Annotated in this window: 14 protein-coding genes and 1 riboswitch; of the genes, 7 read left to right on the plus strand and 7 right to left on the minus strand. The window is 32.9% G+C overall.

Annotation, left to right across the window (positions count from 1 at the left end; all coding sequences use genetic code 11):
* Window positions 1-16 precede the first annotated feature (16 nt).
* The gene (locus LBV24_RS09270) at window positions 17-1,885 is read right to left on the minus strand and encodes a TonB-dependent receptor plug domain-containing protein (RefSeq protein WP_224478369.1); all 1,869 of its coding nucleotides are present in this window, start codon (window positions 1,883-1,885) and stop codon (window positions 17-19) included.
* Between the two features lie 62 nt (window positions 1,886-1,947).
* Window positions 1,948-2,137, minus strand: a riboswitch (cobalamin riboswitch).
* A 187-nt stretch (window positions 2,138-2,324) separates the two neighbouring features.
* Here LBV24_RS09270 and LBV24_RS09275 point away from each other — a divergent pair.
* The 5 genes from LBV24_RS09275 (at window position 2,325) to LBV24_RS09295 (ending at window position 7,260) form a co-directional block, all read left to right on the plus strand.
* Entirely contained in the window at window positions 2,325-3,476 is a 1,152-nt protein-coding gene (locus LBV24_RS09275) for an ABC transporter substrate-binding protein (protein ID WP_224478370.1), read from the plus strand.
* On the plus strand, window positions 3,477-4,505 hold the full coding sequence (locus tag LBV24_RS09280) for a FecCD family ABC transporter permease (RefSeq protein ID WP_224478371.1): 1,029 nt from the start codon (window positions 3,477-3,479) through the stop codon (window positions 4,503-4,505).
* Entirely contained in the window at window positions 4,505-5,299 is a 795-nt protein-coding gene (locus tag LBV24_RS09285; protein ID WP_224478372.1) for an ABC transporter ATP-binding protein, read from the plus strand. The genes LBV24_RS09280 and LBV24_RS09285 overlap by 1 nt, the downstream gene beginning before the upstream one ends.
* An 80-nt stretch (window positions 5,300-5,379) precedes the next feature.
* Entirely contained in the window at window positions 5,380-6,702 is a 1,323-nt protein-coding gene (gene rmuC, locus LBV24_RS09290) for a DNA recombination protein RmuC (protein ID WP_224478618.1), read from the plus strand.
* Window positions 6,703-6,723: 21 nt separating this feature from the next.
* Window positions 6,724-7,260: an acyl-CoA thioesterase gene (locus LBV24_RS09295; RefSeq protein WP_224478373.1), complete on the plus strand. Its 537-nt coding sequence runs from the start codon at window positions 6,724-6,726 to the stop codon at window positions 7,258-7,260.
* Window positions 7,261-7,315: 55 nt separating this feature from the next.
* Here the strand turns inward: LBV24_RS09295 and LBV24_RS09300 are convergent, their stop codons facing one another.
* The 3 genes from LBV24_RS09300 to rpmH all read right to left on the minus strand — a co-directional run bounded on the left by LBV24_RS09300 (window position 7,316) and on the right by rpmH (window position 11,367).
* A complete protein-coding gene (locus LBV24_RS09300) occupies window positions 7,316-8,179 on the minus strand; it encodes a T9SS type A sorting domain-containing protein (RefSeq protein ID WP_224478374.1) in 864 nt (287 codons plus the stop codon).
* Window positions 8,180-8,251: 72 nt separating this feature from the next.
* The gene (gene carB / locus LBV24_RS09305) at window positions 8,252-11,107 is read right to left on the minus strand and encodes a carbamoyl-phosphate synthase large subunit (RefSeq protein ID WP_224478375.1); all 2,856 of its coding nucleotides are present in this window, start codon (window positions 11,105-11,107) and stop codon (window positions 8,252-8,254) included.
* 98 nt (window positions 11,108-11,205) lie between these two features.
* Window positions 11,206-11,367 carry a 50S ribosomal protein L34 gene (gene rpmH, locus LBV24_RS09310; protein WP_114300889.1) on the minus strand — a complete coding sequence of 54 codons (162 nt, stop codon included), beginning with the start codon at window positions 11,365-11,367 and terminating at the stop codon, window positions 11,206-11,208.
* 158 nt (window positions 11,368-11,525) lie between these two features.
* Here rpmH and LBV24_RS09315 point away from each other — a divergent pair, with 158 nt between their 5' ends.
* On the plus strand, window positions 11,526-12,104 hold the full coding sequence (locus tag LBV24_RS09315; RefSeq protein ID WP_224478376.1) for a tetratricopeptide repeat protein: 579 nt from the start codon (window positions 11,526-11,528) through the stop codon (window positions 12,102-12,104).
* Window positions 12,105-12,109: 5 nt separating this feature from the next.
* Here LBV24_RS09315 and cls read toward each other — a convergent pair whose 3' ends face one another.
* The 3 genes from cls to LBV24_RS09330 are packed head-to-tail and all read right to left on the minus strand — an operon-like array spanning window position 12,110 to window position 15,209.
* Window positions 12,110-13,558: a cardiolipin synthase gene (cls, locus tag LBV24_RS09320; RefSeq protein WP_224478377.1), complete on the minus strand. Its 1,449-nt coding sequence runs from the start codon at window positions 13,556-13,558 to the stop codon at window positions 12,110-12,112.
* Between the two features lie 3 nt (window positions 13,559-13,561).
* On the minus strand, window positions 13,562-14,497 hold the full coding sequence (locus tag LBV24_RS09325; protein WP_224478378.1) for a lytic transglycosylase domain-containing protein: 936 nt from the start codon (window positions 14,495-14,497) through the stop codon (window positions 13,562-13,564).
* A 49-nt stretch (window positions 14,498-14,546) separates the two neighbouring features.
* Window positions 14,547-15,209 carry an alpha/beta hydrolase gene (locus tag LBV24_RS09330; RefSeq protein WP_224478379.1) on the minus strand — a complete coding sequence of 221 codons (663 nt, stop codon included), beginning with the start codon at window positions 15,207-15,209 and terminating at the stop codon, window positions 14,547-14,549.
* Window positions 15,210-15,382: 173 nt separating this feature from the next.
* Between LBV24_RS09330 and LBV24_RS09335 the strand changes: the two genes are divergently transcribed.
* Complete coding sequence (locus LBV24_RS09335; RefSeq protein WP_224478380.1) at window positions 15,383-15,679, plus strand: N-acetyltransferase; 297 nt, start codon at window positions 15,383-15,385, stop codon at window positions 15,677-15,679.
* The last annotated feature ends 28 nt before the right edge of the window (window positions 15,680-15,707 follow it).

The raw sequence follows: 15,707 nt of genomic DNA on the forward strand, positions 1-15,707 counted from the left end.
AACAAGTGGCTTTTTTTTATAAGTTTAGGTTAAACCCAACACTAACATTTCGCCCTCGAGTGGTGTAACCAAGAATTTCAAAATAATCCTCATTTAAGATATTATCAAGTGTGATAAATAGTTTCATTTTATCATCTAATATTTTATGACTGAAGTATAGATTGAATAGAGCATATGCATCCAATTCTGTATTTGAAAATGTAGAAAAATCTAAATCACTTCGTTCACCAACATATTGAAGATTAATTGACGCATAAGTTTCATTTGAAAAATCATATCCCAAATAAGCATTGGCTCTATGTTTAGGCAATCTAATGCGTTCTCCATCTATTAGCTCGGTAAAGGTATAATTTGCTGTTAATTGAAGATTTTCAATTAAATCAAGCTCAGCCTCGACCTCAAAACCTTGAACTGTGGCGTCTTCTTCGGAGTTTTCATATTCAGAGGTAAATATAATGGTGCTCTTTTCATTTCTATTGAAATAAACACCACTAAGTCTTATACCATCCTTAGAATTATATTCTAGACCACCTTCTATGGTTTTATTTTCTTCTGGTTCTAAATCTGGATTAGCGCCAAAAAACCCAAATAACTGGGACAAATTAGGAGCAATAAATGAAGTAGCATAAGAACCAAATACTTTAGTATACCCCTTGTTTAAATCAAAATTATAAGAAGGATTGATATTGTAAACAAACTGAGAACCATACTCGCTGTGATTGTTTAATCTTCCACCAATATTTAGATTTAAGCCGTAATCGGAAACATAAACCACATTTGCATAAGGATCTGAATTTGAGAAACTTTCTTCTTCGGCAAAGATGCTGTTATAATCACCATAGTTTATTCCAATTATAGTGTAGAATTTATCATTAATTACGTATTTATTGAATGCATCAACTATAATACTTTCTGCATCATTGACTGTACTAAATGCGGAAATGGTTTCTCGATTAATTTTGGTAAATGATGCATTAACCTGAAAACTTCCATTTTTATATTCAAATTTTGGTGCTAATCCAAATCTAAATTGTTCTGAAGTAAATGTATCATCCGTATCAGCTAATGTAAAATTTGGTGGAGGGAAACCATCAATATCCGTTTTAAATTTATCGATACTTGTAAATGCAGACAAACTAAATTTATCTGAAAATTCATATCCTAATTTTATACCAGTATTGTATCTAGAAAATGGATCTATTTCAGGATTATCAGACTTTGCAGCCGATAACCCATCCATATACTGATTCCCAAAACTAGCTACATATGAAAATTTATGCAATGTTCCATTTAATGATATATTATTAGTGAAACTTGATACGTTGTAGTTAAGATTATCTTGAGTTTGATTGGTTCCAAAAACACTTAAGATACTCGCAGAAAATTCTTCCTCAGCTGCCTTTCTCGTAGTAATATTTATAACCGCAGTAGAAGCACTATTACCATATAATGTACTAGACGCTCCTTTTAAGATTTCAATAGAGTCAATGGTGTTTAGGTCTAATAATCGTAAATCGAATTCATTCGATACCAATGACGGATCATTGACTTGAATACCATCAATTAAAACTAATACTTGCCTATTGTTACCACCCCTTATGAAATAACCAAGATTTTGACCGGCTACACTCCTACTGCCATTAATTTCAATACCACTTTTGGTATTAATTAATTCTGCAACAGTTTTACCTTGGTTACGTTCTATCTCATCTCTGGTAATTTTAACAACTGTTTTACCAGAGTTTTCACGTTTAATTTTAAAACGTGTGTCTGACAGCACTACTTCGCCCAACGTTTCTACTTTTACTGAATCCTTTTTTGTTTGTGCAAATCCAGCAGTTAGCATACCAATAGTTAGCATGCAAAACCATTTAGTTTTGTTCATTTTAATTTAATTGCTCGAGAACATACAGCGAACTATACGTAAACTTTTATCCCGAAAGTTTGACTTATTTGTTGAAATTGGCAGGTCTCCTGACTTGCGTCTTGTTATTAGTCTTCCCAGAATAATTCCAGTGACATTGAAGAAATAACAAGCGTAATAGCTTACAGTTGCGGGAACAGTTCTGGATTTTCACCAGATTCCCTTTTAATCAACTTTTAATAAAAAGTCGAACCAGATTTCGATGCGAAAATAATACTTATAATCCTTTAGCAGATTATAATCTTACTTTTTATTATTCAATTTATATATGAGATATATAAATCCAACTAAAAAATGCAGAATGATAACACCTGCAACAATATATAGTGTTAAATTTGAATCACCTCTCATTGTAATGGGTAATATTTAAATCAAAATTAAAAATTGCACGAGTTATTATATGCCACTTAAGTTACATACCATACATATTGTATTGTTAATAATGCTTATTTGTTTAGTCTCTTGTATAAGTGAAACTTCAAAAGAGCTTTCTCAGAATAATAATGGTAATAATTTAAATCTAAAATATGCTACAGGTTTTTCTGCCAATGACTACGGTACTCACATAGTATTGGAAATTAAAAATCCTTGGCCAAAAGCTACTAAAACATACAAATACGCTCTACTCAAGGATAATGGCACGACTCCCCAAATAGGTAATAGTTTTGATGGGATTATAAAGCCCATCAATAATTTGGTGGTTACTTCTACAACTCATATTCCATCTTTAGAATTATTAGGTGTTGAAAACGGTTTGGTTGGATTTCCTGGTACAGACTATATATCCTCTGAAAAAACAAGAAAACGAATTGAGACTGGAGATATTAGAGAACTAGGAAAAAATGAAGGGATTAATACAGAAGTATTACTAGAATTAAATCCAGATGTTGTTATAGGATTTGGTGTTGATGGTGTAAATAAAACCTTTGAAACAATAAAGAAAGCCGGTATCCCAGTTATTTACAATGGTGATTGGGTTGAATCTTCTTCATTAGCCAAAGCTGAATGGATTAAGTTTTTTGGTGTTTTGTTTAATAAGGAAAAGGAAGCAGATTCAATTTTTCAATCTATAGAAAGGAATTATTTAGAGGCAAAAAGCCAAGCAAAACAAGCATCAAATAGACCAACCGTAGTTAGTGGTGCTATGCACAAAGATGTTTGGTATTTACCGAATGGCTCAAGTCCAGAAGCAGAATTTCTAAAGGATGCTAATGTAGATTACCTATGGAGTGATACAACAGGTAATGGGAGCTTGTCATTAAGTTTTGAAGCTGTTCTGGCCAAAGCAAAGAATGCTGAAATATGGTTAAGTCCTTCTTATTACACCAGTTTCGATCAACTTAAAGAAGCAAGTGAATTGTATACTAATTTTGAAGCCTTTAAATCAAAAAATATTTATACTTTTTCAAGAACTACAGGTTCAACAGGAGGTGTGTTGTATTACGAACTTGGAACTTCAAGACCAGATTTAATCCTAAAAGATCTGATTAAAATTTGCCACCCAGAACTCCTAAAAGATTACTCACCATATTTTTTTAAAAAGCTTAAATAATTGAACAATAATAAGACATACCGAATTCAATTTTTGACACTATTAATTGTGTTGTTATTATGCTTTTTAGTTAATATTAGTCTAGGTTCCATAAGCATTCCGTTAGGTAATGTTATTGAAGGGTTATTTGGTTCATTAGAAAATGAAACTTGGCAAATAATAATTAAGGATTTTAGACTTCCAAAGGCCATTACTGCAATACTAGTTGGATCAGGATTGGGCATTTCAGGTTTATTAATGCAAACCTTGTTTAGGAACCCTTTAGCAGGTCCATTTGTACTAGGTATTAGTTCTGGAGCAAGTTTAGGTGTTGCAATTATAATTTTAGGTTCTGGATTATTCGGTGGTGTTTTTGCGACCTACTTAATTTCAAAATGGAGCATTGTAATTGCGGCAAGTCTCGGTAGTTTTTTGGTGTTATTGGCTGTATTGGCTGTTTCGAGCAAGGTAAGGGATACGATGGCCATTCTCATCATTGGATTAATGTTTGGTAGCATTACTGCAGCAGTTGTTAGTGTATTATCGTATTTCAGCACAGCCGAACAATTACAACAATACATTTTCTGGGGTTTTGGCAGTTTAAGTAATCTCTCGTGGAATGAATTATCATTGTTTTTTGGGCTTTATATTTTAGGATTGTTTTTAGCAGTTTTTTCAATTAAAAACTTGAACAGTCTCTTATTGGGCGACAACTATGCCAAGAGCTTAGGGTTGAGTTTAAAACGTAGCAGGCTAGTAATAATATTAGCAACAAGTCTAATTGCAGGAACCATTACAGCTTTCGCAGGGCCAATTGCCTTTATTGGTTTGGCAATACCTCATTTAACCAGACAAATATTTAGAACCTCAAACCATCGGATACTTTTACCTGCAGTTTTATTATTTGGAGCAATCGTAATGCTAGTTTGTGATAGCATAGCTCAACTACCATCTAGCGACTATGTATTACCAATAAATGCTATTACAGCCTTAGTTGGTGCTCCTGTTGTTATCTGGCTGTTAGTAAGGCAAAGAAAAATGATGTTTTAATGACAAAAAAGAATATAAATATCATACTAAAAACAGAAAACCTTTCAATTGGTTACAAAACCAAGAGAGAAGATCTTGTGGTTGCTTCAAATATTAATATTGAACTAGAAAAAGGGAAACTTATAGGTTTAGTAGGTGCAAATGGAATTGGAAAATCCACATTGCTTAGAACTTTAATAAAAGTTCAACCATCGCTCTCAGGTTTAATACACATTAATAATAAGGATTTAAATCAAACTAGTGTTCAAGAATTGGCTAAACAATTGAGTATTGTTTTAACTGAACAGATGACTTCTAAAAATCTTTCTGTTTATGAACTGGTTGCCTTAGGAAGACATCCCTATACCAATTGGATTGGGAATTTATCTCAAAATGATATAGAGATCATTAATAGATCTTTAGAATTGGTAAATATCTCAAGTTTAAAAGACAAAAAGTGCTTTGAGCTAAGTGATGGGCAACTACAAAAAGTCATGATTGCCAGAGCCTTGGCCCAAGATACAGATATTATAGTCTTAGATGAACCTACTACGCATTTGGATATGTATCATAAGGCCTATATATTAAAGTTATTGCAAAGGCTTACAAAAGAAACAGGAAAAACGATATTATTTTCATCACATGAAATTGAGCTAGCGATTCAACTTTGTGACACCATGATTGTAATGACGGACAATGACGTTATTTGTGACCAACCATGCAATTTAATTTCAGAAGGTATATTTGAAACTCTCTTTCCTAAAGACCTTATTACATTCGATAATTCAACTGGAAGTTTCAGGGTGAGTAAATAAAATAAAGTTTGTAATCGTTAAGTAAATACCATTTTATTTTAGGTATTTAAACTTTATCTTTGAGAAATACACTTTTCAACATGAATGACACACTCATACTTTTTATTACAATTATAATATCAGCCGGTATTGGAGCTTTTCTTGGTTTACAATTTGCCGTATTAAAAAGTAAAGGAGATAAGAGCGCTTTAGAAGAACGCCAACACCAATTAAGCAACACAATAGAAGATTTAAAACAAAATGTTGAAAAGATTGAATCAGAACGCGAAGCCATTAGAAGGGACAAGGAATTTTTAAACTCTGAACTTTCTAAACGTAATACAGAAATTGAAAACCTACAGCAACAGAACTTACGACGAGATAAGGAATTAGAAGAACGCCAAGAACAATTACGTAAAGATTTTGAATTATTAGCAAATAAAATTCTTGAAGAAAAATCCAACAAGTTCACAGAGCAGAATAAAGAAAATATTAAAAACATATTAAATCCTTTACAAGAAAAGATCCAAGGTTTTGAGAAGAAGGTTGAAGATACCCAAATGCGAAGTGTCAAGATGCATACAGCACTAGAGGAGCAATTAAAAGGCCTTAAGGACCTCAACCAACAAATGGCGAAAGAGGCAACCAATCTCACAAAAGCTTTAAAAGGAGACAGTAAAACTCAAGGTAATTGGGGAGAATTAGTTTTAGAACGTGTATTAGAAAAGTCTGGTTTAGAAAAGGATAGAGAATATTTTGTACAACAAAATTTTCAAAGAGAAGATGGTACGCGAGTAATGCCAGATGTTGTTTTACATCTCCCAGATTCTAAAAAAATGATCATTGACTCCAAGGTATCCTTAACCGACTATGAGCGCTTGGTTAATGCAGATGGTGATGACAGAGATACATATCTTAAAGCACATGTAAATTCAATTAAGAAACATGTAGATCAGTTATCAGCAAAAAACTATCAAGATTTGTACGATATTGAGTCTCCTGATTTTGTCTTAATGTTTATACCAATAGAACCAGCCTTTGCCGTGGCAATAAACGAAGACAATTCATTATACAATAAAGCATTTGAACAAAATATTGTTATTGTAACCCCTTCTACATTATTAGCAACATTACGGACTATTGATACAATGTGGAATAACGAGAAACAACAACAAAATGCCATTGAAATAGCAAAACAAGCAGGTGCTTTATACGATAAATTTGAAGGATTAGTTACAGATTTAACTGGTGTTGGTAAAAAGATTGACGCCGCCAAAAACGACTACTCCTCTGCGATGAACAAACTTGTTGAAGGAAAGGGTAACCTTATTTCACGTGTAGAAAAAATCAAGAAAATGGGTGCCAAAGCTAAAAAATCTTTACCTGAGAGTATCATTAAGCGAGCGACTGAAGACCTCGATTAAAATAAATCATTTTAAAAACATATGTTCAAGTCACCTGACGAATCACGTATTCAAATTTCAGAATTAATGCTACCATCTTACACTAATTTTGGAGGTAAAATACATGGTGGCTATATCTTAAGTTTAATGGATCAAATTGCCTTTGCATGTGCATCCAAACATTCGGGAAGCTATTGTGTAACAGCTTCTGTAGACAAGGTTAATTTTTTAAACCCAATAGAAGTTGGTGAATTGGTTACCATGATGGCCTCAATTAACTACGTCGGGAGTTCATCTATGGTAGTTGGTATTAGAGTAGAATCTGAGAATATTAGGACTGGAACAAAAAAACATTGTAATTCCTCATATTTTACAATGGTTGCCATTGATGATAATGGTCAAACCACTCAGGTTCCAGGGTTAAAACTAGAAACCAAAATAGATGCCAAACGTTTTATTAAAGCTATCAAAAGACGGGAAAGTGAGGAAAGAAAGAAGGAGGATTTGAGTTTGGTCTACAAGAATGTTAATAATTATTTAGATCAACTAAAAGATTACCGAGTAGTCATAGATTTCTAAAAACAAAAAGCCACTTTAATTAAAGTGGCTTTTATAGTACGTATCTTATTTGAGTTTATTGCTTAATAAAGCGTTTGGTTTGTACTATTTCGTTGTTTGATACTCTTACCAAATAAACACCACTTTTCCAATTAGTAACGTTTACTGATGATTCTAATTGAGTAATTAATCCCTTGTACACTCTTTTGCCTAAGACATCATATACCTCAAGAATCATTTCTCCATCCGAAGATGGTAATTTTATATTTAATTTATTTCTTCCTGGATTAGGAGAAATTGTAAATTCTGTTTTAGCCAATGAAAATTCATCAGTACTTAATGAAGAAGAAGCTAAAATATTATCCACTTGAATAACTGCCGAAATAATATCCGCATTCGCCCATGTTGGTGTAGAACTACTCAAAATTCGAATAGTAAAAACATCCGTAAGTACCGAAGCAGCATCACCTCCACCAGAAACAATAGAGAAATCAGAAGCATCAATAGGAATAGTAATATTTGACCAGGTTCCATTTGAAGGAACATTTATAGCGTTTGTAGTACAAATACGAGTACCATTAGTTCCTTGCATTGCTATTCTTAGGTTTAAGTCATTTGTTTGAACATTAACATCAAAATTAATTTCATCCACACCAGCTGTAGTAAAGTCTCCACTCCATTGGCTGTTTTGAGAATAAAAAACCATTTTACTTGCGACTGTACCTGAGCCTAAAGAAGTGTATTGCAAACAGTTATCACCAACTCCACTAGGGCCAGCATCTGCTACATTAATGGGACCATTAGAAGCATTACCAGCACCACCAATTCTCCAATTTTCTGTAGTTCCACCTTGGAAATCATCTACTTGATTTAAGACAACTTGAGCAGTAAGACCAAAAGAGATTAAACAAATGGAAAATAAAAGTAAAGTTCTTTTCATATGTAGGTTATTTTAAGCTAAGTTAATAATAATATGGCAAATACCATGCTAACTTTAACAAATAGAAAGAATTTACTTACTTAAATACATCTTTCGACGCGAATATAAATCATAGAATTCATCATCTTTCAGACTATCTATAAACAATATACTCTCTCCAGTACTTTTCATTTCTGGCCCTAATTGCTTGTTAACATTTGGGAATTTATTAAAAGAGAATACTGGCTGTTTAATGGCATATCCATCAAGCTTTGGATTGAAATTGAAGTCAGTAACTTTTTTCTCACCAAGCATAACTTTAGTGGCATAGTTAACATATGGTTCTTTATAAGCTTTTGCTATAAATGGAACAGTACGAGACGCTCTTGGATTAGCTTCAATTATAAATACCGTATCATCTTTAATGGCAAATTGAATGTTTATTAAACCAACAGTATTTAATGCTCTCGCAATAGTATGCGTATGATCAATTATTTGTTGCATAACTAAATCACCAAGATTAAATGCTGGTAGTGTTGCATTACTATCTCCAGAATGTATACCGCAAGGTTCTATATGCTCCATGATACCTATTATGTAGACATTTCCGTCAGCATCACATATGGCATCTGCCTCTGCCTCTATTGCACCATCAAGATAATGGTCTAATAACAATTTATTTCCTGGAATAGATTTTAATAAGTCAATAACATGTTCTTCTAGCTCTTGCTTATTAATAACAATCTTCATCCCTTGACCACCAAGTACATAAGAAGGTCTTACCAATATTGGGAAGTTTAATCTATCTGCAACTTCTAGTGCTTGTTCTGCACTTTCTGCTGTGTCAAATTCTGGATACGGAATATTATTTTTCTTTAATAATGTTGAGAAGCTTCCTCTATCTTCAGCCAAATCCAATGATTGGAAACTTGTTCCCATAATTTTCACGCCCCATCTTTCTAACTTTTCTGCTAGTTTTAAAGCTGTTTGACCACCTAACTGTACTATAACACCTTCAGGCTTTTCATGCTGTATAATATCATAAATATGCTCCCAAAAGACAGGTTCAAAATAAAGCTTGTCGGCAATATCAAAATCAGTAGAAACTGTTTCAGGATTACAGTTTATCATAATAGTTTCGTAACCACACTCCGCCGCAGCTAAAACACCATGAACACAACAGTAGTCAAACTCAATTCCTTGACCAATTCTATTTGGTCCAGAGCCTAGAACTATAATTTTCTTACGATCCGTTACTTTACTTTCATTGTGAACTGATACTTCACCTTCAGCAGTTTCAACTTCACTTTCAAATGTTGAATAATAATATGGTGTCTCTGCTTTAAACTCCGCAGCACATGTATCAACCAACTTATATACCCTATTAATATTAAACTCACGTCTTTTATTATATACTTGGCTTTCTAAACATCCTAACATGTGGGCTATCTGACGGTCACCATATCCTTTTTGCTTGGCTTCAAGTAACAATTCTCTTTCAATAGTCTGAATACTATAATTAGAAATTTCCTTTTCTAAATGGAATAATTCTTCATATTGTTTTAAGTACCACATATCAATTTTTGTGATCTCATGAATACGACTTAATGGTATACCCATTTGTATTGCATCATAAATCACAAATACCCTATCCCAACTTGCATTTGTAAGTTTATCTATTACTTGTTCGTAGTTCTTATAGCCTTTTCCGTCCGCTCCTAAACCATTGCGTTTAATCTCTAATGATTGTGTGGCTTTGTGCAAAGCCTCTTGGAATGAACGGCCTATTGCCATAACTTCACCTACTGCCTTCATTTGAAGTCCAAGTGTTCTATCTGAACCTTCGAACTTATCGAAATTCCAACGTGGTATTTTAACAATTACATAATCTAAGGTTGGTTCAAATAAAGCTGAAGTCGATTTTGTTATCTGGTTGCTTAATTCATCTAAAGTATAACCTAAGGCTAATTTAGCTGCCACCTTCGCAATAGGATATCCTGTTGCTTTACTTGCTAATGCAGATGAACGAGATACACGTGGATTAATTTCAATTGCTATAATTTCTTCTTCTTCATCAGGACTTACTGCAAACTGAACATTACAACCACCTGCAAAATCTCCAATACTACGCATCATATGGATTGCCATATCACGCATCTTTTGGAACGTCTTATCTGATAATGTCATTGCTGGTGCAACTGTAATCGAATCACCTGTATGAATACCCATTGGATCCATATTCTCTATTGTACAAATAATAACAACATTATCATTTTTATCTCTTAACAACTCAAGCTCATACTCTTTCCAGCCCATCATTGCCTTATCAATCATTACCTCATGGATTGGAGAAATTTCCAACCCTCTTGTTAATGCTTCGTCAAATTCTGCTTCATCGTAAACAATTGAAGCTCCAGCACCTCCCAAGGTAAATGACGCTCTAATACATAATGGAAAACCAAATTCTTGAGCGATTTCTTTACCCTTTAAGAAAGATGTTGCCGTTTCCTGTGGTGCCATGCCAACACCAATCTCTAACATCAATTCTCTAAACTTCTCTCTATCCTCTGTTATATTAATCGCGTCGATATCAACACCAATAATCTCTACATCAAAATCGTCCCAAATACCCTTGTCATCAGCCTCTATACATAGATTAAGAGCAGTTTGTCCTCCCATGGTTGGTAATACAGCATCAATCTGAGGGTGTTCCTTTAATATTTTAATGATAGACTTGGTTGTTAATGGCAAAAGATATACATGATCCGCCATAGTAGGGTCCGTCATTATTGTTGCTGGGTTGGAATTAATTAATATGGTTTCAATTCCATCCTCTCTTAAAGATCTTAAAGCCTGGGAACCTGAATAGTCGAACTCACATGCTTGACCTATGATTATTGGACCTGAACCGATTAGTAAAATTGATTTGATGTTTTTGTTTTTTGGCATGAGTATTTGTTTTGGTGTGCAAAAATAATTATCACTTGGGTACAAAAAAAGGTGTTACATCTAAGTAACACCTTAAAAATATTAACAATTGTTAATCATTATTTCTTATGTCTTGATTCTGAAGATACAGACAACTTCTTTCTACCTTTAGCTCTTCTACGTGCTAAAACTTTTCTTCCATTAACAGAAGCCATTCTTTCTCTGAAACCGTGCTTGTTTCTTCTCTTTCTTTTCGACGGTTGAAACGTTCTTTTTGGCATTGTCCTATCTTTTTAAAATCTAAATATCTTTTTAAGTTTGAGCCTTATCTCAAAACTGCGTGCAAATATACAACAAGTTTTTACTTTAACAAGTACCTAAATAAAAATATTTCTATTACTTTTTATTAACTTTGCCCTTCCAAAAAATATACAACTACATGTTTAATAAAAATATAAAACTAGTTATTACCGCACTAATAGTTGCATATGCCATATATCAGTTCACTGAAGGATACATTGGTAATGGTATTATGTATATTCTATTATCTACAATATTCATATTTCTTTATTTTAAAAATGAAATAATACTACTTGCCTTTTTAAGATTGCGCAAGCAAGATTTTGTAGGTGCAAAAAAATGGCTTGATAAAATTAAAAACCCTAAAGCCTCACTAGTAAGGAAGCAACAAGGATATCTGAACTATCTTAATGGTATAATGGTTTCACAGACCAATATGAACGAGGCAGAAAAGTACTTTAAGAATGCTATTAATTTAGGATTGTCAATGGATCATGATTTAGCTATGGCAAAATTAAATCTTGCTGGAATAGCCTTCTCTAAAAGACGAAAGCAAGAAGCACAAAAACTATTGTCTGAGGCAGAAAAGCTTGATAAGAGAGATATGATTGCTGATCAGATTAAGATGATGAAGCAACAAATGAAAAAGGCTTCAATACCTCGACAACATTACGGACAGCCAACTTCATCTAGACAAAACAGAAGAAGTAGAAGATAATAATTTTACAGTAATGGTGCCATTAAACGCGCTAGACCCTCAAGAAATTTGTTCTTGGTAGAACGTTTTTGCCATTCTTCTAGGTCTACTTGACTTGAATTACATAAATCTTCTTTAAACATTTTTTTCACCTCACTACTAACATCCTTATTGTAAATTAAAGCATTGACCTCAAAGTTAATATTAAAGCTCCTATAATCCATGTTAGCCGTTCCAACAGAAGAAAAGACATCATCCACAACCATAGTTTTAGAGTGGATAAATCCCTTGTGGTATTGGTACACCTTAACACCAGCAGTCAATAGTTTTTCTATATAGGAATTTGTTGCATATTCAGCAATCCAAGAGTCTGACTTCTTTGGCAATATCATCTTAACCTCTATATTACTTCTGGTAGCTACTTGCAAAGCGGTCACTATTTCATCATTAGGAATAAAATATGGTGTTGTTAAGTAAATAAACTCTTCAGCATTGGTAATAGCCACAAAAATTGCCTCCATTATGTTAGACCAATCTGTATCTGGCCCACTAGCCGCAATTTGTAGAGGGATTTTAGAATCTATTTCTAGTTTTGGAAAGTGAGATTCATCTACTTTGAGTTCTCCATTGCTAACAAAATCCCAAGTTGTAAAAAATAATATTTGAAGTTGATGAACAGCTTCTCCATATATTCTCAAGTGAGCGTCTCGCCAAAATCTTTTATTTCTTTTGTTAAGGTAATTGTTTGAAATATTAATGCCACCGACATAACCAATTTTACCATCAATTATTAAAATTTTTCTGTGATCACGATAGTTCATCTTACCTGTAAAACGGCTAAAGAGAACTGGCATAAATTTATATATTTCGACACCACTATTTTTAAGCTGAGAAATGTGCTTTCTTGAAATAGAACTTCCAACATCATCAATTATCAGCTTAACTTCTAGGCCGTCTTTTGCCTTTTGATACAATATATCTAGTACTTCTTTACCTGTTTTGTCATCCTTAAAAATAAAGTACTCTAGATGAATATGGCTCTTTGCTTGATCTAGATCTTTTAACAATAGCTCTAATTTTTCATCACCACTACCTATAACCTTAACATCATTTTTTAAGGTTAACTTAGATTGTTCACTATTATATAAAAGCGGAATTAGTTTAGATTTTTCCTCGAGCAATTCATCGATTTCAGAAATTGTATTGAAATCAATTTCCAGCTCATTCTGAATTTTGGCTATTATTGATTGATTTAAAACACGTTTTCTGTTAAATAGCTTGGTTTTCCTATAGTCTTGTCCAAAAAGATAATACACTATGAGCCCAAAGAAGGGAAAAACCAATAAAACGATTATATACGTCAATGTCTTGGTTGGATTTATCTTTTTGAAAAGCAACGTAATAGTTGCAGATAAGGCCAAGAAATAATTAAGCCCAAATAATACATAAAGGAGGTTATCTTTTACAAACTCCAAATTTTAGGGTATGGTTTTGTAATATCCTTCTACAGGAATTTCAATTTGGTACATTTTCCTTGATTTATTATTGAGGTGCTTTTCTCGCAACCAAGGATTGTGAAGCTTTAAAATCTTATAATTAATACCAAAACGTTCAGCAAACTGAGTAAAATCAGTTACGGCTGTATCAACTTCTATTTTATAAGTTGGTATTGGTTTGTACAGGTGATCCTTATTAAAGTTAAAACCATACTTGGCAGGGTTATTTAGAATTTCCTTTAGAGCAACAATTCTAAACATGTAGCGTCCTGTCTCTTCTCCAAGTAATAAATCGTAATAATTATCAACATCTTGTTCGTTTAATCTTCTTGAAATTCCAGCATTACCAGCATTATATGCTGCGGCAGCCAAAGTCCAAGAACCAAGTTTTTCTTTAGCCTTTTTTAAATAATTACAAGCAACTTCAGTAGCCAATTCTAAATTATAGCGTTCATCAACATTGCTATTGACCTCTAATCCGTTTTCACGACCAGTTGTTTTCATTATTTGCCAAAAACCCCTTGCTCCAGCTGGTGATACTGCATTAGTCAAACCACTCTCTATAACGGCTAAATATTTAAAATCATTAGGGACACCATTTTTTTCTAATATTGGTTCAATAATCGGAAAATATTTTTGAGCTCTTTTAAACATCAACAATCCATTTGATTGCCAATAAGTATTAACTAAAAGTTCTCTGTCCATTCTCTCATATATGTCAGGATTCTCAACTGGTACGGCTTCCCCAGCAAAATTTAAGTCCTCTGGCATTTCAAGTGCGTAGACGTTATAATCGTTTAAAATAGGTTGTTCTTTGCCTAATGTTTCATCAGAAGGTGCCTTCTGCATTGCAAAGATGAATAAACCTGAAATACAGATTAATCCAATACCGGCTAATACGTTTTTTAAGATTTGCATGGCTTTCAATTTTGTCTAAATGTAAAAAATCTATTTAATTCTTTCAAATTCAGGACTCTATAAGTTTTGGTAAATTTTCATTAAACCACTTATATTTATTAATAATCATAATATGTGTACCTCCTTTAATTACTATACAATCTCCAACACAAGAATGAGGAAATACAGAATCATTATCACCATTAATATATATAGCATTTGGGTTTGGTTCATCTTGTGACCAACATAATACTTGCTTTATTGACCAGTCTAGGTAAACTTTGTCATTAACCGACAAATATTTTTTATAAAGGTCAACACGTTTTTTAATAGTTTCTCCAAAAGCATACTTTGCCAAAAAATCAACATTTCCAACCAATTGGGTGGGTAATATTTTATATGCTTTTGTAATTTTTAAAAGTTTAAACCTCTTTGGTAATTCATGACGAGATTTAATACTTGAAACCACAAATAATTTTTTAATATTTAAAAACTTACTCATTTCTTGCACCAAAATACCTCCAAATGAGACACCTAAAAGCACTATATTGTCTTCAGTAATAAAATTGCACATTCGTTTAGCGTATTCCTCTAAAGTTTCGTTCTTTCCAGGAATTTGCCACTCTAACCAATGAATTTTGTATTTGTCCTCCGGTAGTTTTATATACTCAAAAATAGTTGGGCTCGCAGCCATACCTGGCATTAAATAGACATGTGTAATTTCAGAAGCCATTTTCAGTTTCAATTTAGAGCTTATAATGTTGTTAGGCCTTTATAAATGCCCATTTCAGAAGCATTTAACAGTTATAACTTAGGAGAATTCCCTAATAATTTGTACCTTTGCACTGCAAATCTATATAAATTATAGAATCTACACGCCAACCGCTAATCTTAAATAACGTAAATATGACAGAAACTGTTGAATTGATTGATAATGATTTCCTACGTCAATTTGAATTAAAGGTAGATAACGACATGGCTGTTATTGAATATTCCCTTCAAGAACGCAAAATATTCCTGACTAAAATGGTAATTCCAGACGTAATGAAGTCTGACACTTTTGAAAAAGAATTTTTGGCGATGGTATTTGATAATATTAAAGATAGAAATATCAGTGTGGTACCAACAAGTCCAGAAATAGCAAAATTTGTAAGAAGTAATAGAAAATATAAGCGAATGTTACCAGTAGGTATTCGTATATAATTTGAAAAAGAAATACATTTTAAAAACC

It is taken from the genome of Winogradskyella vincentii (assembly GCF_020166345.1).
GTDB classification, from domain to species: domain Bacteria; phylum Bacteroidota; class Bacteroidia; order Flavobacteriales; family Flavobacteriaceae; genus Winogradskyella; species Winogradskyella vincentii.

Excerpts from the sequence above, each read along its gene's own strand:
- LBV24_RS09270 (WP_224478369.1), bottom strand. The coding sequence starts at position 1,885 with ATGAACAAAACTAAATGGTTTTGCATGCTAACTATTGGTATGCTAACT.
- rpmH (WP_114300889.1), bottom strand. The coding sequence starts at position 11,367 with ATGCCAAAAAGAACGTTTCAACCGTCGAAAAGAAAGAGAAGAAACAAG.
- carB (WP_224478375.1), bottom strand. The coding sequence starts at position 11,107 with ATGCCAAAAAACAAAAACATCAAATCAATTTTACTAATCGGTTCAGGT.
- LBV24_RS09300 (WP_224478374.1), bottom strand. The coding sequence starts at position 8,179 with ATGAAAAGAACTTTACTTTTATTTTCCATTTGTTTAATCTCTTTTGGT.
- LBV24_RS09295 (WP_224478373.1), top strand. The coding sequence starts at position 6,724 with ATGTTCAAGTCACCTGACGAATCACGTATTCAAATTTCAGAATTAATG.
- LBV24_RS09335 (WP_224478380.1), top strand. The coding sequence starts at position 15,383 with ATGACAGAAACTGTTGAATTGATTGATAATGATTTCCTACGTCAATTT.
- rmuC (WP_224478618.1), top strand. The coding sequence starts at position 5,380 with ATGAATGACACACTCATACTTTTTATTACAATTATAATATCAGCCGGT.
- LBV24_RS09275 (WP_224478370.1), top strand. The coding sequence starts at position 2,325 with ATGCCACTTAAGTTACATACCATACATATTGTATTGTTAATAATGCTT.
- LBV24_RS09325 (WP_224478378.1), bottom strand. The coding sequence starts at position 14,497 with ATGCAAATCTTAAAAAACGTATTAGCCGGTATTGGATTAATCTGTATT.
- LBV24_RS09285 (WP_224478372.1), top strand. The coding sequence starts at position 4,505 with ATGACAAAAAAGAATATAAATATCATACTAAAAACAGAAAACCTTTCA.
- LBV24_RS09315 (WP_224478376.1), top strand. The coding sequence starts at position 11,526 with ATGTTTAATAAAAATATAAAACTAGTTATTACCGCACTAATAGTTGCA.
- LBV24_RS09330 (WP_224478379.1), bottom strand. The coding sequence starts at position 15,209 with ATGGCTTCTGAAATTACACATGTCTATTTAATGCCAGGTATGGCTGCG.